Origin of the sequence: Pontibacillus salipaludis, assembly GCF_014642405.1 — a bacterium.
Taxonomy (GTDB): Bacteria; Bacillota; Bacilli; order Bacillales; family BH030062; genus Pontibacillus; species Pontibacillus salipaludis.
Map to the genome: position 1 here is coordinate 47,148 of NZ_BMIN01000007.1, position 20,509 is coordinate 67,656.

Genomic DNA, 20,509 nt, shown 5'->3' on the forward strand with positions numbered 1-20,509 from the left:
ACTATATATGACATAGAGGAGGCTATCCCCCCTTGTTCCGAACGTTTCAACGTAAAATGCTACTAAACTATATCATTGGCTCCTTCATAGCCGTTTTTGGCGTGGGGAGTATGTTCATTTTCCATACATTAGACCTTACCACAGTAGAGATGAATTACTTACTATTTATTATGAGTGTGTCCGTCATTATCATGCTTTACAGTGAATTCTTACTTTATTATAAGCACGTCACTCCCATCCGTAAGATTTTCTCTAGTCGTCGTAAGACAACTCAAGCTGATTTGCAGCTCGCTTATAGAACGGCACACCGATTTCCTTTATTAACTGTACAACGCATATTAGGTCCACATTTACTCGGTTTTTCAATTCCTGTCTCTCTGCTCGCTTCTGTTCTTATTAGCTTAGGAGTGCTGAATCTACCAATCTATTACATCGCATTAGCGTGGTGCGGAGCTATTCTCATTGCGCTTATGCATGCCATGATTGAATTCTTTTTAACCTATCGCTCTATACGCCCTGTTATTCAGCATATTACAAATGAGAGTATGGAGCGCTTCGGTATGACTTTAAAGATCGATCCAAGGAACCAAGTTAGTATACGTGCCAAACTCTTAGCTAGCGCTGTTTTTACTGCGTTATTTCCTGTTCTGTTATTTATATTAGCTTCTCAAATCCGCCTTGTTGAAAACGAAGGCCAGATGCTTTCTAACTACTGGAGCTGGGCTTCCATAATTGTTGTGGTCGTTCTCATTGTTTCTTTAGCTGGTGCGATCTTGTTATTTAAGAATATCCAGCACCCTATTAAGGAACTAGAAGAACGCTTTGATTCAGTTTATGAAGGGAGTTTCCAGTCTATGGATAACTTATATGATGACGAGTTCTCCCATCTAGTAAGTGGATTTAATCATATGGTTGAAGGTATAAAAGAACGCGATCAACAGAATGAGCAACTAATCGAGAGTTTCTTTACGGTATTTGCAGCTACTTTAGATGCAAGAGACCCTTATACAGCTGGACATTCTGAACGAGTCGCCGACTATTCCGTACGAATAGCAACACGGGCTGGTTTCTCTTCTGAGAAAATAGAATTGTTAAGAAAATCAGCTCTTTTGCACGATATAGGGAAGATTGGTGTTCGTGACTCCGTTCTTCTAAAAGAAGGCAAGCTCACAGACGAGGAATTCTCTAAGATACAAGAACATCCGGTAATTGGTTATAACATCTTAAAACAAGTCGGTCTGCCAGAGGATCTCCTCCCTATTTTGCCAGGTGTCAGGTCACACCATGAACGTTTCGACGGGAAAGGTTACCCTGACCAATTAAAAGGAGAAGATATCCCTGAATTTGGACGGTTAATGGCTGTAGCCGATGCGTTTGACGCCATGACCTCAGACCGTCCTTACCGCAAGGGGATGCAGGTGGAGAAAGCGATGCTAATCATTGAAGATGGAAGCGGAACTCAGTGGGACCCCTACTTTGCCTCCTTATTCTTAGAAGAGATAAACTCTGCTATTGCTGTTAATGAAATAGCAGCAACAAAGCCCCTAAAATCCTGATATTGATGAGACTATATAGGTTAAAAAGCATGGAATCCTTCAAAGGTTCCCATGCTTTTTTTTAGCTAAAACTGCTTGCTTACACCAGCTATTTCTTTTGTTGATCATTCATTTGTTTTTGAGCCATCTTTACCAACTCTCGTACCATCTTGCCACCCATATTGCCCCCGACTTTCCCAGCTTCTTTGGATGTTAAATCTCCGTTATACCCTTTGTTTAAGGGAATACCTTGTTCACGTGCCACTTCAAATTTTGTTTCATTTGGATTATTTGATTTAGATAACTGATCTTTTAATTGATCTAGTCCTTGTCTTGCTTCAGGAACTAATAACTTATTACGACGAGCCATTTGTTAGCCCCCCTTCTTTCTTGGTATGCCTCTTTTACGCCTCCTTATTCTTAAGAATGCTTTCCACTTATCCCAATTTAAAGCACATATTTCCCCCTTTTGAATGTAATACAGTAGTACGATATGAAGGGGAATAGATATGTCGAAAATGAAACTGATACCGTTTCAGTTGCAAGAATTATTAGGGTTACGAGACGAAACTCCAAGAGGCATTGAGATGATCGGGGCTGACACGTTATGGAAAGAGGGGTTCGAAGGTGAAGGTTCTGTAGTGGCCGTTATTGATTCTGGTTGCCAAATCGACCACCCTGATTTGGAGAACTCCATTATCGATTGGCATAATTTCACGAACGGAAGCCGGAGAAATGTCACAGATGAGAACGGACATGGAACACATGTAGCTGGAACAATTGCAGCTTCATTGAATCGAAAAGGAGTTGTAGGAGCCGCACCAAAGTCAAAGCTACTGATCTTGAAAGCATTTGATGCTAACGGAGAAACTTCTTATCAAACCATCATTCAAGCAATTCAGTACGCAACGAAGTGGAGAGGGCCAAGAGGTGAAAAAGTCCGCATCATTTCCATGTCTTTCGGTGGAAGCAGGGACTACTCTTTGCTTCATAAAGCCATAAGACGTGCGGTCGACCAAGATATTTTAATTGTATGTGCCGCTGGTAATCAAGGCGATGGCAATGCCAGAACTTCAGAACAGATGTATCCAGGCTTTTATAAAGAAGTCATTCAGGTAGGTGCAGTGGATTACGAGGGAGCGATGGCCAATTTCACCAACACCAACGATGAGATTGATCTTGTAGCACCTGGTGTAGATATTATCTCCACCTATCCCGGGAATCAATACGCCAAACTCTCCGGTACTTCTATGGCCACCCCTCACGTAGCGGGCGCTGCAGCACTTTTACTTGAAAAAGGAAACAAAGAATTTGGCCGCACACTTACAGAACCAGAGCTCTATGCTTTATTAGTGAAGCACACAAGAGACTTAGGCCTCTCTAAAAGTATTGAAGGGAATGGGTTGATCGATTTACGTAGGTGAGGAAGGCGTTGTCCCTCCTCTCTTATACTCGAAGTGGGACAAGTTTTTTCTGCAAATCAGTTAACCTATTTCCCAGGCAATGATTCGACAATATTTAAAGTACAAAATGGACCAAAAAACCCTTGTTGGCTTATATGGAACATGATATCAATACTAAGCCATAATAGAGCATAAAAAAGAGACAGCTCATAACACAAGCTGTCTCTTCTTTATATTTAGGCTTTTTCTTTTGTCCAGTTAATAAGTCCACCTTTTAGCATCATATCAACTTGACGACTTGATAATGTGTGGCGTAATTGTACTTCATGATTCTTATCTTTTAGTTTCGCTGTAATGGTTTCTCCATTTTTCATCGCTTGACGCAATCCACTAAACTGAATCACATCACCTTGCTCAATTTTCTCTACTTCTGAACTTTCAGAGAATGTGAGCGGAAGAACGCCAAAGTTAACTAGATTTTGCCAATGAATACGGGCAAAGTCTTGCACAATGGCTACTCGAAGCCCCAGATAACGAGGAGCTAGAGCTGCGTGCTCCCGACTTGAGCCCTGACCATAGTTGTATCCTCCAACGATGGCATGTCCACCTTTCTCCTTCGTTTCCATTGCTCTGTCGTAGTAAGTGTCATCGACAATTTCAAACGTGAATTTACTAATTTCAGGCAGATTACTACGATAAGGAAGAACGCGCGCACCGCCTGCTAAAATCTCATCAGTGGAGATATTATCGCCCATTTTTAGTAAGATCGGCAATTCAAGCTGGTCTGGCAACTCATCCATTTCAGGAATGGATGCAATATTTGGACCTTTTACAAGTTCTACATTCTTCGCCTCATCTTCTGGCAATGGATACTCCAGTAAGCTTGTATCCACCGTTGGATGGGCTGGCTCTTCTACTTTCGGATACTCGCCAAGGTCTCTTGGATCCACTATTTTTCCATATAGCGCTGAAGCTGCTGCTGTTTCCGGTCCACAAAGGAACACACTGTCTTCTTTCGTACCAGAACGACCAGGGAAGTTACGCGGTGTTGTACGAAGGCTGTTTCTTCCCGTTGCAGGTGCTTGTCCCATACCAATACATCCGTTACAACCTGCCTGGTGCAAACGGCCTCCGCTAGATAAAAGACTAGCGATATGGTTATCTTTCACTAAGTCTTGAAGCATTTGACGAGAAGTTGGGTTAAGGTCAAACGAAACGCCTTGCGCAACGGACTTTCCTTTTACAATCTCAGCAGCTATAGCAAAATCACGGTACCCCGGATTAGCTGAGGAACCTATATAAGACTGATAGATTGGCTCGCCTGCAACTTCACGGACAGGTACCACATTACCAGGGCTTGAAGGTTTAGCGATTAATGGTTCAAGCTCTGACAAGTTGATGGTTTCGTGTAAGTCATAGTCAGCGTCCTTATCAGCTACTAGTTCAATCCAGTCTTCTTCTCGCTCTTGACGTTTTAAGTAATCCTTTACAACTTCATCTGAAGGAAATACAGTGCCTGTCGCTCCTAGCTCTGCTCCCATATTTGCAATAACATGGCGGTCCATGGCGGATAATTCTTTTAAGCCTGGTCCATAATATTCAATTACTTTACCAACACCGCCTTTTACATCATGGCGACGAAGCATCTCAAGAATAACGTCCTTTGCACCTACCCAATCAGGAAGTTCTCCTTTTACATACACGCCCCAGACTTCAGGCATTTTTACGTAAAATGGTTCACCTGCAATGGCCATGGCTACATCAATTCCGCCAGCTCCCATCGCCAGCATTCCCATACACCCATTGGCACAAGTATGGCTGTCTGAGCCAAGTAACGTTTGTCCTGGTTTTGCCAGGCGCTGCATATGGACCGGGTGACTGACACCATTTCCTGGACGACTGAAATGCAGTCCAAATCGCTGAGCTGCACTTTCTAAGAATAAGTGGTCATCAGGGTTCTTACTATCTTCTTGAATTAAGTTATGATCCACATATTGCGCGGAAGCTTCCGTTTTACGATAATCAAGACCCATTGCCTCAAGTTCAAGCATAACCATCGTTCCTGTAGCATCCTGGGTTAACGTTTGGTCGATCTTTAGCCCGATCTCTTCACCAGGCTTCATTTCTCCTTTTACAAGATGATCCTGAATAAGTTTCTGGGTTACATTGTATCCCATCATTGGCCTCCTTCATGTACTTGTTCCTATTCTTCTTAATTTTCTATTTATTCTTTACCCTGTAATCGATACCATCAATCTAATCTTTACTGTAAAATTACAATATTTGTACTATTTGAAAATGCTTTGTGTTAATGGCAAAAAAAAAAGACCCTTTAGAGGGCCTTCTATAAATTATTATTCTGATGTCTGACTCACTTTTAAAACCTCATTGATTAATGAATCTAAAAAATCAAACATGAAGGCTGGAGACTTGCTCTTTATCCGCTCTCCAATTTCAGTCACTTCAATCCCTTCAACTTGATCCACTTCCTTCAGAAAGCTTCGCAGCCCATCTATGGTTGGAATACTTAAAGCATACTGTACGATATCCTCCATTAACTGACTTCGAAATGCATGACGCTCCAGATGGTCTCCTATGGATTGATAGAGGAGTTGTAGGTGCTCTAGCGTTAGAGACACCAATTTTTGATTCTCACCCTTCCCAATAGCGATCTGATAATCGCCGTTAAAGGAAAAGGTTATATGTAAGGAGTTATGTATAGAATCCGTGTAGTCTTCGAACACTCTAGTAAATGCCTCTAGCTGCATCTTTCCCACCTCTTTTTCTTGATATATTACTTAATCGCTCCCTGACCCGGGCTAAGATTTTGCAGACAAGCACCAAAAAACTGCTTCCATCCGAAAGCAGCTTCTTAATTATTGTACCATTTTACTTTTTGACGCAACACTTCAAGTACAATTTCATCGAATAATGTCCACCAAACGTGCATTCCACTACTCTCTGGATGGAGAGCTTGAAAGTACTTAGAACCTCGTATTAACACGATATTATTATGAGCTTTTGCTTTTTTCCAAAACTGCCATTCTTTAAGAATCCAAGACCATACCTCTTCCTCGTCTTGTTTCCAGTCGAAACGCATTAACTCATATAAGCCCTCCGCTTTCATTGGATCCCAATTCTTAACCTTAGGCTCTTTTAATGCATTATGTTTTTCAGCATAATTAACTAGCTCTTCATCAAAGCGTGCACTTAACATTTGAATAAAAGAGATCCGCTCCACCTATGTCACCCTCTTTCGATGTCCCTGCTATTTGAAATCATTACATCAACAGTACGTTCTCCCAATTAATATCCCTATTTTAACTGATAATAAAACCTATTACCAAAAAAAGCAACCCCCCTCAAAAAATCCCAAAGCATCAACACTCAAACGTTTATCGCATTAACGCATTAAACGGTGCCAGACACGCTTCAACACGTTAAAGTACTCCATGGTGCCTGGCACGCTTTAGTGCTTTACTATATAAAAAAACCTCTGGCTTTTTGGCCAGAGGTTTTTTATTGATTAAAATAATGGTAAATTAGCTAAATTGTTCGTTGGGTCGCCGTCTGGTTCGCTTCGCAGATGTTCTTCGTTGTCCTTGCCACGGATTAAATTCACATGCTCTAGCATGCCATCGCGAGCCATTTGTTGGGCTTCTTTATAACCTACAACCTGACCTGAAGATAACTTCATCTCTACGATCGAACCCTGGTTGTTTTTTCGGACTGCTACGATTTTTTCACTCATCTACATCGCCTCCTACACATAGTATGAGGCAATACGCCGGACTTTATGAATCCTTCACAAAAGGAGACTTCTCTTCGACTGGGATAAACTTTGTGAAGTACGCTCCTAATAGAATAAAAATAAGCGTAAGCACCCAGCTCACGATCCCGAGAGATTCCATATGAGCGGCAATCAAATTTACTACAGCAACCGCATACAAACTGATTGAGGTTAAGTAACTCTTAAATCCCCCAACTTTTCCATATTTTCTTTTGCGTCGAATAGCTCGAAAAATTGTAATAACAATACTGACGATGAGTGCGACCCATAATAAAGTTGTAATCATAACAACGCTCCATATATTAATAATTTCATGATCATTATATCATTGCATCTGTTTAATTTGTAAGAAAAAGCCTCCCTTTGTTTAGGGAGGATCTCTCACTTATAATGTAATTTGCTCCTGTGCGTATGACTGCATTTTAGCATATGCATGATTCTCAGCTTCAAACAACGTACGATCCTTTACTTCTTTAATTTCACTTGATGCTACATCAAGCTGGATTGTTGATGAATAGACATACGTAGCATTCCCACGAAGTTTAATGACATAATCATCTCCATCTTTTAAGGCCGTACAAATAACAAAACCACCTCGGTTGAATACGAAGATTTCTTCATTCAATTGATTCATTTCAACAATGACCGTGGTAAGTGCAGAAGCTGACATCGCTGTTCCACACGCATTTGTAAGCCCGACGCCACGCTCATAGGTGCGCACAAAGACCTTCTGATCACCAAGTGGTTGAACATAACTCACATTAACTCCATTTGGAAGAAGTTCCTTGTCCTGATTGGCCACCTTTCCTAACCAAGAAAGATTTTCATCATGCACTTCTGGCACTACTGTAATTAAGTGAGGATTAGGTACACTTAAAGCCGTAAACGTTAAATCTTTAGATAAAGCAGGGATTGGTTGTTCGATATGGATATGATGCGGAGAATGTAGAGGCAATGAATCTGCACTAAAGGATACAGGCTCAATGTTCACTTCGAATGAAGGGATGTCTTCGTACATTTCCTCTCGCTTTACAACAGGTAAATTCGCTTCTGGAGTTTCAATCACAACTTCATCTTTTCCTAATTTCTCAGTCACATAACGAGCTACACAACGTAGTCCATTTCCGCACATTTCCGCTTCTGACCCATCCGGATTAAACATGCGCATTTGAGCTTCTGCCACATCACTATTTAATACAAAAAGGATTCCATCAGCGCCAACAATTCCTTCTCGATTGCATAACGCCTTGGCAATCGTAACTCGATCTTCTTCACTAAAGGAATAAGCTCCTGTCATTTCATCTATTAATACAAAATCATTGTTTGACCCATGACATTTTAAAATTTCAATATTCAATCCAAAACACTCCTTCACAGTTAACTACATTACCTCTCATTCTCCCCTTTTCTCAACTATTTTTCAAGAAAAGTCGCCTGAACTTCATCAAAACTTTACAGCACTAAAGGGTGCCAGACACCCAGCATTACTTTAAAGCACTAAATGGTGTCTGGCACGCGGTGTCTCTTCACAGTGCTAAAGCGAGCGATATTTCAATCGTACGTAGGGTGTGATACAATGGAAGTGTTTTCATAGTATTATAGATTAAGTATAAGGAGGTCATGTCGTTGGTAGGAGTTATTGTTATCTGCCTTATCATCATGATCGCTGTATTAGCACTCACAATGGCCACCATCTCAGCTGGCTATAATCATAAAGAAACCGTCGATCCGTTACCAGATAATCCGTATGAAGACCACACCAATAATGATACGACTCATAAGACTGCAGACTAGCGAATTCTTCAAAGAATTGCAATTCAGGAATGAAACACCTTCATTCAGGGAAAACCACCCAAAAAGGAGGGTTCCCCTATGACTTGGAATAATTCACTCGCAAACAACCTTAACTGGTCAAGCGAGATTTCAAATAAGGATGCAAAACAACAAGTGGCCAATAGAATAGCAGAACGTGTTAAAGATGGTGATGTAATCGGAGTAGGATCAGGATCAACAGCTTTCTTAGCCATTCAATCCATTGCACGGAAGATTAAAGACCAACAGTTGAAGGTCCAAGCTATCCCAACCTCCCATGAAGTCGCCTTAACGTGCAGCATCCTCGGTATACCTACTACCTCTCTTGCATCAGCCAAACCTGACTGGGCTTTTGATGGAGCAGATGAAGTCGATCCTATTCATCACCTTATAAAGGGACGCGGAGGTGCGATGTTCCATGAGAAGCTGGTTATCGCGAGTAGTGATGAAACCTACATCCTTGTTGATGAATCTAAATTTGTTGATGTACTAGGCTCAAAACACCCCGTTCCTCTTGAAGTGGACCCAAGAGCCATCCACTTAGTTGAATCTCGTCTAGAGCATCTTCCTGTAAAATCCGTGACCCTAAGGACAGCGAAATCAAAAGATGGTCCTGTTCTAACAGAAGCTGGCAACGTGATTTTAGATGTTCATTTTACAACGATCGCACCCGACCTAGAGGACACTCTCTCAAAGCTACCGGGTGTAATTGAGTCTGGACTGTTTCAACATTACAAAGTCAACATTTTATCCTAACCAAAAAAAGCGCTTTGCTCTGGCAAAGCGCTTTTTCTCTATTCAATCTCAATCTTTTTACCTCTTCTTTTTGGAAAGGATACCTCAAGAATACCATCTTGATGCTTAGCCTTCATGTCGCGGACAATTATATTATCTGGAAGGGAGATATTCCTTTCAAAATGGGATTTTGAACGCCTGAAATAGCCGGTTGTTGATTCAGAAACCGATTCGTCATGCTCAACTGCAATGCGCAGACTTTGGTCATACAGTTCAATATCAATGTTTTCTTTCGCTACACCAGGAAGCTCTACCCACACCGTAAACCTCGACTTTGTATCGTCTATCTTCACCCCAGATCCACCCTGAAACGATTCTGTAAAGAAATCATCAATCGCATCTAAAAAAGAACGGTTGGGGTTAATCTGAAACAGCTCATCGAACATACTCTTCCCACGAGCTCCTTTTTTCGATTGACCCATAACTAAACTCCTCCCTGCAATGCTCTATGCTTTAGCCTATGCACAAGTAAGAAAAGTGACTAGACACTTGCCCAAGAAACGCATAAAAAAAGAGCACCCTATCAAGGTGCTCTCCTAAACGTCTATCTTTATTGATCTTCCGCCGCTTCATCAACAGCTTTTTCTAGATCTTCAAATGAAGCCCCTTCAAAGATTTCTCCGTCCACAACAAGTGTTGGCGTTGATGTAACACCTAGATCAGATACGATCTCCTTATCTGTGGATAAAGCTTCTTCACCAGCTCCATCTTCATAGGCCGTCATGACCTTTTCAATTTTTGAGTCATCTTCCACAACTGTACCTAAAGCGTCTTTAAGGTATTCATCAGTGAAAATACCTGCTTCTTGAACTTTCTCACTCATAAGGTGTTCATGGAACTTATAAAAAGTGTCGTTTCCTAATTCTTGATAGACAACTTCAGCAAATGTTGCTGCTTTATCAGAGTCACCAATAAAAGCGTGGTTAATTAAATAAAGTTTTGCCTTCCCTGTATCCACTAACTTCTGTTTAATTTCAGGAATAGCTACTTCCTGATAATCATGACAGTGCGGACATAAATAGTCATAAAACTCAATCATTGTTACGGGAGCATCTTCTTCACCAATGTACGGTTGATCTTCATAAAAGACGGACTCTCCGCTATTATCAGACATTTGTCGATCGATGACTACAATAATAACGACCGCTGCTATAACAATTCCGATCATCCAATAAATCCAAGCATTGCTACTTTTTTGTTGTGTCTTCGCCATGTTTCTCACCCTTCTTGGTTTCACGATAATATCGATCTATATGTATAATTTTCATACTATACTCGAGGCTATTATAGGAACACTTTGAGCTAAGAGTCAAGGTATCATACTTCTAGCTTTGTTAGCTTTATAGCAGTCCTATTACGTCTGCTCTTCTTTTCGACAATTGTGTGACACTTCACCCCATGAATAAAGCCCCATATAAAAGCGATCCACCAATTACGAAAGCCGGATGAACTTTAACCCTCTCAAGTAACACGTAACTCAGAGCGATTAAAAAAATCGTATGGAAGGTTCCTCCTCCCTCAAAAGATGTAACGAAAAAGCGAAAAGCAATGACACCAAGCAGTACAGCAATTGTTGGTCGCACATATAGAGTCATACGCTTCACTTTTGGGGAATCTTTATATTTATACAACAACCCAAGTAGTGCAATCATTAAAATAAGTGACGGTGCCACGGCTGCAAATACTCCTACAGCGGCGCCAAGAACACCACCTACCTCAAAGCCTATAAATCCTGCCATCTTTGTCGCAATCGGACCTGGTAACGCATTCCCCATTGCCAGTACTTCACTAAATTCATTAACGGTTAACCATTCATAGCGGCCAACTACTTCATTTTCAACAAGAGGAATCGACGCAGGGCCACCACCATAACCGAGAATTCCAGGGATAAAGAAGGCTAAAAAGATTTCCCAGTAGATCATTGTGCATCCCCCTCTTTCTCATCTTTCTTAAAGATCGCTCCAATGAGGAGTGCTGCAATAATAATTCCAGGATGAATGCCTGCCACTTCCATTAGAAGTCCCGTTACAACGGCCATTACAAGCGTCACGGTCCAACCAAGACCACTCTTTGACTTCTTCAAAAATTGCCACGTTAACACAGCTAACATCACGCCAACTACTGGAACAACAGCCTCTGTCATCCCCTGAACCCATGCTTGATCCTTAATAGAAGAGATCGACGTTAACAAAACAATCATAAGAACAATCGTTGGCCCCATCACTGCTAGAGTTGCATTCAACATCCCCCTTAAACCTTGAACGCGGTATCCAATATAACCCGCTAGCTTCGTAGCAATTGGACCCGGAAGTGTGTTTGCCAACGCTAGAACATCTGAGAACTCCTCATCATTCATCCACTTATATTTATCAACCACTTCTTTATGTACTAGCGGAATCGAAGCCGGTCCACCGCCATAACCTAATATACCTACCCGAAAAAATGCCAGAAATAGATGCACTGCTTTCATAGTTAGTTCCTTTCTATACTTGATTATATATAATTTCATATGTATTGGTCCGTTACCATATTAGAGCGAGGGCTTACTGGGGGACAACTCGCTTTCCTGCGGGGAGCTGGGAAGCCTCCTCAGACGGCAAGCCGTCTTCCGGGGTCTCCCCTAGGCTCCTCTTCCCGCGGGAGTCTCGCAGTCCCCCAGTAAGCCCTGATAAAATTGGACTAACGGCCCAGAGCTTGAATAGCAATATCGCATACACATAGTGTTGTACATAAGTTCACCAAATCCATACTCTCAATGTGGTGATGTTTTTGATTAGCCCAACTCCAGTAAAGGTGGGCCGGGGAAAATGCGAGACTCCCGTGGAAAAACGGGCTTCCGAGATCCCGCAGAGAGCGAAGCGAACGAGGAAGCTCATAATTAATAGAAGAAGTTCGACTAAAACCGTCACGTCCTGTGACAACGCCGAACGACCCCACATCGTGTGGGGCCAAAGGAAAGCGACTGTTTTCCCCGGACCACCTTCCTCCTATCAAAGCAAACAAAAAGCATTATACTTTATACACCTATTACTAATATTCTCAGCTCCTAGTCTTCCATATAACCTCCTTATATGGAAGACCAAAAAACAAAAGAAGAGGCACAAGGATGCCCCTTCATTAGTTTACCAGGCTGCGATGGTTCCGTCAGTTCTTGCTTCTGTTCCACCTTGCAAGACACCTGTTTCAGGATTTCGCCATATAATCTGCCCACGTCCAAATCCGCCGCCATCTAGTGCAACTTTAATGTGATGCCCTTTACGAGCTAATAGCTGAGCAATTGAATTTGGAAATTGAGGTTCTACCATAACCGTTTTCCCTTCCATCCACTGCCAACGCGGGGCATCAAGAGCTGCTTGTGGGTTTAAATGAAAATCAACTGTATTCATAACGACTTGAAGGTGCCCCTGAGGCTGCATGAAGCCACCCATTACACCAAATGGCCCAATCGCCTCATCTCCTTTTGTAAGGAAGCCTGGGATAATCGTGTGATACGTTCGCTTTCCACCTTTTAAGGCATTATCGTGTTCAGGGTCCATGGAGAAATTGTGGCCTCTGTTTTGCAGTGCAATTCCCGTACCTGGTACAACTAAACCAGAACCAAATCCCATGTAATTACTCTGGATAAAGGATACCATATTGCCTTCGTTATCCGCTGTTGCTAAATATACCGTTCCACCTTTTGGAGGTGTACCTGCTTCAGGGGTGATTGCTTCTACTCCAATCAGCTTTCGTCGTTCATCCGCATACGATTTCGATAACAAATCTTCAACAGATACAGCCATTTCTTTCTCTTCCGTGACGTACTTCTGTGTATCTACGAATGCAAGCTTCATAGCCTCTATCATTTTATGATATGTCTCAGCAGATTCTTTTTCTCTAAAATCATAGTCCTCAAGTGTGCGAAGCGCCATCAGTGCAGCTAATCCTTGTCCATTCGGCGGGATCTCCCAAACGTCATACCCTTTGTAATTGACCTTAATCGGCTTAACCCATTCTGGTGAGAATGCTTCTAAGTCCTCTTTTCTTAAGAACCCGTCATAGTCCTTTGAAAACTTATCGATCTTATCAGCTATTTCCCCGTGATAAAAACTTTCTGCTTTAGTTTCTGCGATTGATCGAAGCGTTTCAGCGTGTCCTTTAGACTTCCACACTTCACCGATTTCAGGGGCTTTCTCTGATGGAGCAAATGTATCAAACCAATATGTAAATTCTTCATCCGTTAACGTTTCTTTAAATTTCTTATACGCTCCTTGCCAAAACTTACCTAGAACCGGAGAGATCGGAAAGCCATTCTCTGCATATTCAATTGCTGGTTGAATCACCTCTTTAAAAGGCAATTTCCCGAAGCGCTTTGAAAGTTCTGCCCAACCTGCTGGGACTCCTGGAACCGTTACGGGTATAAAGCCAAAAGCAGGAATTTCTTTGTACCCTTTCTCTTTAACAGCATCAATGGATATATTCTGAGGAGCTGGTCCGCTAGCGTTGAGACCATGTAATTCCCCTTTCGTCCACACAAGGGCAAACGCGTCTCCCCCAATTCCATTTGATGTCGGTTCAACGACCGTTAAACATGCCGCTGTTGCAATCGCTGCGTCAATAGCGTTACCACCTTGCTTCATTATATCTAATCCAGCCTGCGCTGCTAAAGGCTGAGACGTGGCTACCATACCGTTTTGAGCAAATGTCGTCATTCGTTGTGATTCATATGGATAATGATTATAATCTGTACTCATTGTATACCCCACCTATCCCCATTCTAGTAAATATTCTCCTTCTTATTATAAAGACTCTCCTGACAATTTTCTATATATTCGGACAAATTATTTAGATTAACGAAATAATGAATATCTACAATTTTGTTAAGAATGTGTTTTCGTGCACATGTCCTTCAAAATTCGAATATACTATAAATAGCACCGATAAAACTTAATTTGAGGTGAAAAGATTATGGAATACTCCACCTTTTACAACCAATCCAAACAACACATGACTATAGAAGACGTACTACAATCCATTGAATCCTTTATCGCCCAAGACCCCGCAAATCAGTATCGCTTGTCCATTGGTACAGACTCCCACGTACACAAAAGCCATACCCGCTTCATCACAGCGATTCATATCCACCGAATCGGTAAAGGAGCCTGGGGAGCCCTAAGAAACCACACCGTCTCCAGAAAAATCATGAGCTTAAAAGAAAAAATCTCCATCGAAACATGGTTAAGTCAAGAGATCGCGTTTCACTTTACACCTGAATACTTATCAGGTCTCGGACAACTCTTAGCCCCTTACGAAAAAGAGGGTGCTTCTCTTCAATTTGAAATCCATCTCGACATCGGCACAAAAGGACGTAGTAAAGGCCTAATCAAAGACATGACCGAACGGATCGACGCGATGGGGATTGATGTTAAAATTAAGCCTGAGGCCTACGCCGCTTCAAGTTATGCGAATCGCTATACCAAATAACCCTACCTTTCTAGTAAAGGAGTGACTACATGAAAACAAAACCAGCAAATGCTATTACAGGCTTGATCTTTGTCATAACCGGAATGTTCATTCTCCTGGCGAACTTAGAAATCATTCCAATGCCAAGGGCTTCTGTTGCTTGGCCGGCTTTTATTCTACTCCCTGCTGTCGGTTTTCACGCTGGCTTTTTCTTATCGGGACGAAAAAGAGAATTAGCCGGTCTACTTGTACCAGGTGGCATTCTGCTTGTTATCAGTCTATTATTCTTCTTTGAAACAGCAACAAGCTTTTCTTATTCAGGGCACACATGGCCTGTCTATTTACTAGCTCCAGCCTTTGGATTATTTGAACTTTGGTACTTTGGTAAACGCGAGAAGGGACTCTTAATTCCCATTAGCATCCTTACTGGTATCGCAGTCTTCTCCTGGGGCGAGATGCTCATGTCTGCAGTTGGACGATTATGGCCTGTCATCTTTATTTTAATAGGGGTTTACTTACTGTTTGGAAGAAGAAAAGCGAAAGGCATTGACTAAGAAATAAGAAGTAAAGCTACCATTTCAAATGAAAACACAAATGAACCAAAACGCATGGTATTTCCCCATTGGAAATCACATGCGTTTTGGTTTAACGATTTAAGCTAAACTTGGTTAAAAGAATAATTTTGGTTTAGAAGAAGTGTTCGTCTGTTTCTTATCAGATGTAGGTTGAGCTTCTACTAATGAATCGCAGGTCGTATCAAATTGAAAAGGAATCGCTTGTTTGTATGGAGGCGGAAGCAGTTTAGCATTTCTGTTCTCTCGGTAGTGAATGTCTACAGGGTCCCCTTCTGAGTTATAGTCCTGTTGAAGCTGGTTTACTACGATATGACCGATTTGTCTTCCGAGTCTTAGCCCTTCATCATTATCAATCGGAAAGTGAACCCCTGCATATAACCTGGATACTGCACATTCTTCTGCTAGCTTACGGAGGCGGCGTTTTTCTGCTGGAAAGAAGTAGCTAAGAATCGCTTCAGCTGCCCCTGCCACAGCCGCATGTCCTGATGGGTAGGATGGGTGTCTTGGTGTACATATGACTGTAACTAGTTCGTCATCTAGTTGATTTGGACGGGCCACAAGCCACTTGAATTTCAGGTACCATGCGATCACAAACGCATCATTAATTCCAGCTTGAAGAGCAGCTAAAATTCTACCAGCTCGAGGCGCTTCTACACCATACGTATCAATTAGAATGTCTGCAATCGGAGTCCATTGTTTCGTAGCAGGACCTCTCGACCAATAATAAGCAATTTCTTCTTCCTCTTTGGTCAGTTCAGCCAATGTTCGTTTCACTTTGTTTAATTGAGCATTCCAATTAATCGTGTTTGGATGACGAATCTCTAAATCTATAGGTTTTCCATCTATTGTTGAAAAACCACCTTCATCATTGTGCTTCACATAATAGGTGCTCCATGATCCGGAGTACGGTGTTTCGGGGTTAAGAGGTGGGTGTTCTTCGCCAGCATAGGGCAAATCCGTCCATAGTTCATAACCATGTTTATTCATCTTGATCCTCACCTTTTCCATAGATTTTCTTATAATTACTATATGGATGTGAGGTAAAAGCGTATAGTTCAGTGACCCATTTCTTTATATAATTGAGGGGCAATTATAAAGTTCATCTATTGAATAAAATGGAAATTAAAGATAAAGTGATGCATATAGGAAGTGTGTAGCCACATAGCTACATGCTTTTTTGAATGATTTTCGAAACGGACCCTACCCTTACAAATTATTTTTAGAACCCTCTATACAAAGACTTATAAATAAAGGATTTCCTCAAGTTTTGTCGTAATGAGGATATATGTTCTGATTCTAACACGACGATCAAAACGTACATTGAAAGGGTAGATAAAAAAGGAATGAAAAGAAAAGGTGTGTGGAATATGAAACGATTGTTGTCATTCGTTGCAGCAATGCTCCTATTAAGCGTAAGTCTAACTCAAGCCGTATCCGCTTCTACATCAGGAGGCGAGGGGATTAACGAGAAACTAGGCGTGCCCATTGTGGTGTACGGAGAAACATTGACGGATGCGCAGGAAGAAGAAGTGAGAAACCAATTAGATGTAGAAAACCAGGATACCGTTGATGAATATAGTGTAAACGGTCAGGATATCGCTAATTACATTGGAGGCAATCCCAATTCAAGAATGTATTCTTCTGTAAAAATCACGCCCGAAGAAGAAGGCACAGGGGTAACCGTAAATTTAATAACACCTGACAACATTACACAAGTTACAAAAGAAATGTATAAAAACGCCCTTTTAACAGCAGGCGTATCAGATGCGACAGTCGACGTCGCTTCACCCGTTAAAGTAAGTGGACATTCGGCATTAACAGGAATCTATAAAGCATATGATGAAAAAGGAGTTAAATTAGACTCTGATCGCATGAAGGTGGCTAGTGAGGAACTTGATGTAGCTACTAAACTCGCAGAAGAGTCTGGAATGAGCAAAGAAGAAGTAAGTCAGCTCATCTCTCAAATTAAGAAAGAAATCGCAGAGCAAAATCCAGCCACACGAGAAGAAGTTGAAAGAATCGTTCAAAACCAGTTGGATTCACTAAACATCAACTTAAGCCCTGAAGATGTAGAACTGCTCACCAACCTATTTGATCAAATACGCTCACTCAATATTAACTTCGATGAACTCCAAAAGCAGTTAGAAGATATTACAGCAAGTGCCAAGGAACTATTAAATGACGAAGGATTTTGGAACAGCGTTCAGAACTTCTTCGAAAAGATCTTAAATGCAATCAGTGATCTGATTAGCTCGTTAATTAATGGAATTAGAAATATTTTTGCTTAAAATAAAAAGGACGCTTAAGCGTCCTTTTTATTTTATTTGACCATCCATGTATTGTCTCCTTGTGTTATTTGCATCTCTCAACCATTCATTAAGAAGAGACTTTTTAATAATAAGTTCATCTTCTACCTTCGTATAAGGAAAACGTTTCCCACTGATCATGTGAGGATACTTCTCTTCTAGTCTTATAACCCTCTCTAGTGAGGCATTACTAATTCTTAAATAATCAGCAGCCTCAGAAAGTGAGAGGACTTCACCAAATTCTTGCGTTTCTTCCTCCTCGTAAGCTAATGCCTTATTGTTCCTATTTCCTTCTATAGATTTCCCAATCCACAAACTACTGAAAACGATTGATACAGCTATTATGATGATGGAATACTCTTTTTTCACCTTACTCCTCCCATAATCAACTTAAAATTTTCATAAACAATTCCACTCGAAAAATTGCTAATTAAATCACCAATATTTGAGCAGATCCTTACTTCAAAAACTCTTACACTCATATGTAGAGGTGATCCTATGTATAAACTCATTATAAAAAAACAGCCTATCCGAAATTATATGTTAGCTGGTGGCATTTCCCGGTTAGGTGATGTCCTTGCTGGAATGGCTTTTCTATTCTTAGCTTATGAGCTCACGGAATCAACATTACTTACATCTGTGATGGCAATGGCCGAAACTGTACCGTATTTACTGTTTGGATTAGTTGGTGGAGCGATCGCAGATGTTTGGCCAACGAAGAAATTATTAATCTTTTCCGATATGGTCAGAATCCCTTTAGCCCTTGCTGTTGTCTTGCTATATGAAATCGACCTACTCTATTATCCTACTTTACTCGTTATTAGCTTTCTTATACAAAGTGTAAGTTGCTTCTTTAACCCGGCTCATCGTTTAGTCCTTCCTCAAATTACTAATCTATCTGAAAGAACAGCTGCTAATAGCCTTTACGATACACTTACGAGGGGAGTCACTGTTTTAAGTCCAATCTTATCCATTTGGCTTATCGATACATTTGGATTTGTCCATTTTTTTACGGTTGATGCAATTACATATGCGGTGAGCGCTGTACTAATTTACAATATTCCCATTCATAAAAAAACTCAGAGAGGTTTTTTTTCCTTGCAAATGATCCACGCACACATTCGCGAATTTGCCAATTGGAGCATGTCATATGCTGTGTTAAAGCGCTTATTTCTATCTACATTTGTCATTGTATTGTTAAATACGTGGGTGTGGGACGTTGGATTACTACTCGCTTTAAACGAGATGAGTCAGCAACCTGAAAAGATTTATACAACTTTGCAAGGAGTTTATGGAATTACGGTTATTCTTACCAATATCTTAATCCCCTTCTTTTTTAGAAAAATGAGCTTAAAGACATATTTCACAGGAACCATCATTTGGGGAGTTGGGCTTACGTATTACGCGTTGTTATACGATATCCAACATTTTTTTATTGGTGTAATCATTGTTGGAATAGGTTTACCGCTAGCAGGATTAACCCGCGTATATCTGTTACAAACCATTGTCCCCGAAGATAAGCTAGGAAGAGCGTTTAGCTTTAATGCAGTGCTTTTGTACTTAGCAAACACGATGGCATTATTCATCTTTGGCTTTCTCGCAACCCTATTCTCTGTTCAACTCATTATGATTGTAAATGGAGTGCTTATTCTAATCGTTTCGATACTGGGCTTACTTCATGCTTTTGTGTTGTCTTCGAAACATAGTCGGCGTTTTATGGTAAACCTTTCTAAATAGAGCATTGTACGAAGAGACACTATGAAAACCATGCCTTAGAGCTATCTCTAAAACTGGTTTAGTTGTAACCATTAAGTCTGTTTGACTACGTAAGAGACGATAAGTTTGCAACCATGAATAAGGGGCCATTCCCGTTGTTCTCTTAAATTGATGAGCAAACTGATACTTATTTAAGCCGTAAACAGAAGCCATTTCATCTAAGGTCCAATCAAACGTGTAACTTTCTCTTAAAGCATCGATTACTCTTTGTAAATTCTCCTCAGACTTTAATGACGGAAACTCGTCCATATGAGAGCCATTCCCGTATTTTACAAGCAAAAGCGCCAGCTGGGGAATACTGTGATCGAGAAAGTATTTTATTTCCTTTTCATCATTTGCTTCATCTATATAATCTCTTACAAATGTAGTCCATTGGGTGATACGGGGATGCTTATAGGAAAACCTCGCAAATTCTATATCTGTATTTTGCCCTAAATCATACTGACACTCTTCTATAGTGTCAGTATTTAACTCAATCAAAAACTTCTCTTTTGTTACTTGAAGTTGTTTATGAGAATCGTTCGGGTTAAACACCATAAAACCATCTTTTGGTATGGATATATCCCCTATAAGCGTTTGGTACTTACCTTTTCCTAAAGGAGAAAAGATAACTTTATAACATGGATCTATTCTCCAATCTCGTTCACCCAGTCTTTCATTTCGTTTTAAAAGTACTCCGTTCTTATGTTCTATAAGCAACTTCTATTCCCCTTTATATCATTGTGATGCCATTAAAGAAGGCGTGACTCCGTCCCCTTCAATGACAATAGCGATTAACCCTTTTTCTGTACGGGTCTCATGCTTCTCCCCTTTCCCCCAAAATACGGCCTCACCTTCAGAAATCGATACATACTCTTGCTCCTCTCCGCAAACCGTTCCTTCACCTTTAATAACAAGAAGCAATTGGTTGACAACAGCGGGGTGATACCCTATTCTCCCGCCCTCTTGTAAATGCATACACGTTACATATGTTTTTTCCTCTGTCACCACTACCTTAGACATAATGAAATCTGAGCCAAATTCTGTAATCGGCTTCCCTACCCTTTCATCAAACCGAAACCACTCCATACCTATC

24 protein-coding genes are annotated in these 20,509 nt (G+C 41.0%); 8 read left to right on the plus strand and 16 right to left on the minus strand.

Annotated elements, in window-relative coordinates; translation table 11 throughout:
* The first annotated feature begins 32 nt into the window (after positions 1–32).
* Entirely contained in the window at positions 33–1,556 is a 1,524-nt protein-coding gene (locus tag IEW76_RS09300; protein ID WP_308422062.1) for an HD domain-containing phosphohydrolase, read from the plus strand.
* An 88-nt stretch (positions 1,557–1,644) separates the two neighbouring features.
* On the opposite strand, the gene IEW76_RS09305 is transcribed toward IEW76_RS09300, so the two are convergent.
* Positions 1,645–1,905 (minus strand): alpha/beta-type small acid-soluble spore protein, encoded by a 261-nt coding sequence (locus IEW76_RS09305; protein WP_188653134.1) that lies wholly within the window; start codon positions 1,903–1,905, stop codon positions 1,645–1,647.
* Between the two features lie 139 nt (positions 1,906–2,044).
* On the opposite strand from IEW76_RS09305, the gene IEW76_RS09310 reads away from it, so the two are divergent.
* Positions 2,045–2,959 (plus strand): S8 family peptidase, encoded by a 915-nt coding sequence (locus IEW76_RS09310; protein ID WP_188653137.1) that lies wholly within the window; start codon positions 2,045–2,047, stop codon positions 2,957–2,959.
* A 215-nt stretch (positions 2,960–3,174) separates the two neighbouring features.
* Here IEW76_RS09310 and IEW76_RS09315 read toward each other — a convergent pair whose 3' ends face one another.
* The 6 genes from IEW76_RS09315 to dapF all read right to left on the minus strand — a co-directional run bounded on the left by IEW76_RS09315 (position 3,175) and on the right by dapF (position 8,085).
* The gene (locus IEW76_RS09315) at positions 3,175–5,115 is read right to left on the minus strand and encodes an aconitate hydratase (RefSeq protein ID WP_188653139.1); all 1,941 of its coding nucleotides are present in this window, start codon (positions 5,113–5,115) and stop codon (positions 3,175–3,177) included.
* 177 nt (positions 5,116–5,292) lie between these two features.
* Positions 5,293–5,706, minus strand: coding sequence for a hypothetical protein (locus IEW76_RS09320; RefSeq protein ID WP_188653142.1), 414 nt, complete (start codon positions 5,704–5,706; stop codon positions 5,293–5,295).
* Positions 5,707–5,810: 104 nt separating this feature from the next.
* Complete coding sequence (locus tag IEW76_RS09325) at positions 5,811–6,179, minus strand: hypothetical protein (protein WP_188653144.1); 369 nt, start codon at positions 6,177–6,179, stop codon at positions 5,811–5,813.
* A 285-nt stretch (positions 6,180–6,464) separates the two neighbouring features.
* Positions 6,465–6,689 (minus strand): DUF3892 domain-containing protein, encoded by a 225-nt coding sequence (locus IEW76_RS09330; RefSeq protein WP_036781308.1) that lies wholly within the window; start codon positions 6,687–6,689, stop codon positions 6,465–6,467.
* Positions 6,690–6,732: 43 nt separating this feature from the next.
* A complete protein-coding gene (locus tag IEW76_RS09335) occupies positions 6,733–7,014 on the minus strand; it encodes a hypothetical protein (RefSeq protein ID WP_188653146.1) in 282 nt (93 codons plus the stop codon).
* 99 nt (positions 7,015–7,113) lie between these two features.
* Positions 7,114–8,085, minus strand: a complete 972-nt coding sequence (dapF, locus tag IEW76_RS09340; protein WP_188653148.1) for a diaminopimelate epimerase — start codon at positions 8,083–8,085, stop codon at positions 7,114–7,116.
* Between the two features lie 269 nt (positions 8,086–8,354).
* Here dapF and ytzI point away from each other — a divergent pair, with 269 nt between their 5' ends.
* Both ytzI and rpiA read left to right on the plus strand, forming a co-directional pair.
* Entirely contained in the window at positions 8,355–8,522 is a 168-nt protein-coding gene (gene ytzI, locus IEW76_RS09345; protein WP_188653150.1) for a YtzI protein, read from the plus strand.
* A 78-nt stretch (positions 8,523–8,600) separates the two neighbouring features.
* Positions 8,601–9,296, plus strand: coding sequence for a ribose 5-phosphate isomerase A (gene rpiA, locus IEW76_RS09350; RefSeq protein WP_188653152.1), 696 nt, complete (start codon positions 8,601–8,603; stop codon positions 9,294–9,296).
* Positions 9,297–9,334: 38 nt separating this feature from the next.
* Here rpiA and IEW76_RS09355 read toward each other — a convergent pair whose 3' ends face one another.
* The 5 genes from IEW76_RS09355 to ggt form a co-directional block, all read right to left on the minus strand.
* Complete coding sequence (locus IEW76_RS09355) at positions 9,335–9,757, minus strand: Hsp20/alpha crystallin family protein (RefSeq protein WP_188653154.1); 423 nt, start codon at positions 9,755–9,757, stop codon at positions 9,335–9,337.
* Positions 9,758–9,885: 128 nt separating this feature from the next.
* Positions 9,886–10,548, minus strand: coding sequence for a DsbA family protein (locus IEW76_RS09360; protein WP_188653156.1), 663 nt, complete (start codon positions 10,546–10,548; stop codon positions 9,886–9,888).
* Positions 10,549–10,726: 178 nt separating this feature from the next.
* Positions 10,727–11,257: a chromate transporter gene (locus tag IEW76_RS09365; RefSeq protein WP_188653158.1), complete on the minus strand. Its 531-nt coding sequence runs from the start codon at positions 11,255–11,257 to the stop codon at positions 10,727–10,729.
* The gene (locus IEW76_RS09370) at positions 11,254–11,805 is read right to left on the minus strand and encodes a chromate transporter (RefSeq protein WP_188653160.1); all 552 of its coding nucleotides are present in this window, start codon (positions 11,803–11,805) and stop codon (positions 11,254–11,256) included. Before IEW76_RS09370 ends, IEW76_RS09365 begins: the two co-directional genes overlap by 4 nt.
* 652 nt (positions 11,806–12,457) lie before the next feature.
* Complete coding sequence (gene ggt, locus IEW76_RS09375) at positions 12,458–14,068, minus strand: gamma-glutamyltransferase (protein WP_188653162.1); 1,611 nt, start codon at positions 14,066–14,068, stop codon at positions 12,458–12,460.
* A gap of 214 nt (positions 14,069–14,282) precedes the next feature.
* Here ggt and IEW76_RS09380 point away from each other — a divergent pair, with 214 nt between their 5' ends.
* Both IEW76_RS09380 and IEW76_RS09385 read left to right on the plus strand, forming a co-directional pair.
* Positions 14,283–14,798, plus strand: a complete 516-nt coding sequence (locus IEW76_RS09380) for a ribonuclease H-like YkuK family protein (RefSeq protein WP_188653164.1) — start codon at positions 14,283–14,285, stop codon at positions 14,796–14,798.
* A gap of 29 nt (positions 14,799–14,827) precedes the next feature.
* The gene (locus IEW76_RS09385; RefSeq protein WP_188653166.1) at positions 14,828–15,331 is read left to right on the plus strand and encodes a LiaF transmembrane domain-containing protein; all 504 of its coding nucleotides are present in this window, start codon (positions 14,828–14,830) and stop codon (positions 15,329–15,331) included.
* A gap of 114 nt (positions 15,332–15,445) precedes the next feature.
* Here IEW76_RS09385 and IEW76_RS09390 read toward each other — a convergent pair whose 3' ends face one another.
* Complete coding sequence (locus tag IEW76_RS09390) at positions 15,446–16,339, minus strand: vanadium-dependent haloperoxidase (protein ID WP_188653168.1); 894 nt, start codon at positions 16,337–16,339, stop codon at positions 15,446–15,448.
* A 380-nt stretch (positions 16,340–16,719) separates the two neighbouring features.
* Here IEW76_RS09390 and IEW76_RS09395 point away from each other — a divergent pair, with 380 nt between their 5' ends.
* Entirely contained in the window at positions 16,720–17,640 is a 921-nt protein-coding gene (locus tag IEW76_RS09395) for a DUF1002 domain-containing protein (RefSeq protein WP_188653170.1), read from the plus strand.
* A 27-nt stretch (positions 17,641–17,667) separates the two neighbouring features.
* On the opposite strand, the gene IEW76_RS09400 is transcribed toward IEW76_RS09395, so the two are convergent.
* The gene (locus IEW76_RS09400) at positions 17,668–18,027 is read right to left on the minus strand and encodes a helix-turn-helix domain-containing protein (RefSeq protein ID WP_188653172.1); all 360 of its coding nucleotides are present in this window, start codon (positions 18,025–18,027) and stop codon (positions 17,668–17,670) included.
* Positions 18,028–18,156: 129 nt separating this feature from the next.
* On the opposite strand from IEW76_RS09400, the gene IEW76_RS09405 reads away from it, so the two are divergent.
* Positions 18,157–19,395, plus strand: coding sequence for an MFS transporter (locus IEW76_RS09405; RefSeq protein ID WP_188653174.1), 1,239 nt, complete (start codon positions 18,157–18,159; stop codon positions 19,393–19,395).
* Here the strand turns inward: IEW76_RS09405 and IEW76_RS09410 are convergent.
* The gene (locus tag IEW76_RS09410) at positions 19,330–20,133 is read right to left on the minus strand and encodes a helix-turn-helix domain-containing protein (RefSeq protein WP_188653177.1); all 804 of its coding nucleotides are present in this window, start codon (positions 20,131–20,133) and stop codon (positions 19,330–19,332) included. The genes IEW76_RS09405 and IEW76_RS09410 overlap by 66 nt on opposite strands.
* Positions 20,134–20,151: 18 nt before the next feature.
* Entirely contained in the window at positions 20,152–20,502 is a 351-nt protein-coding gene (locus IEW76_RS09415; protein WP_188653179.1) for a cupin, read from the minus strand.
* Positions 20,503–20,509 lie beyond the last annotated feature (7 nt).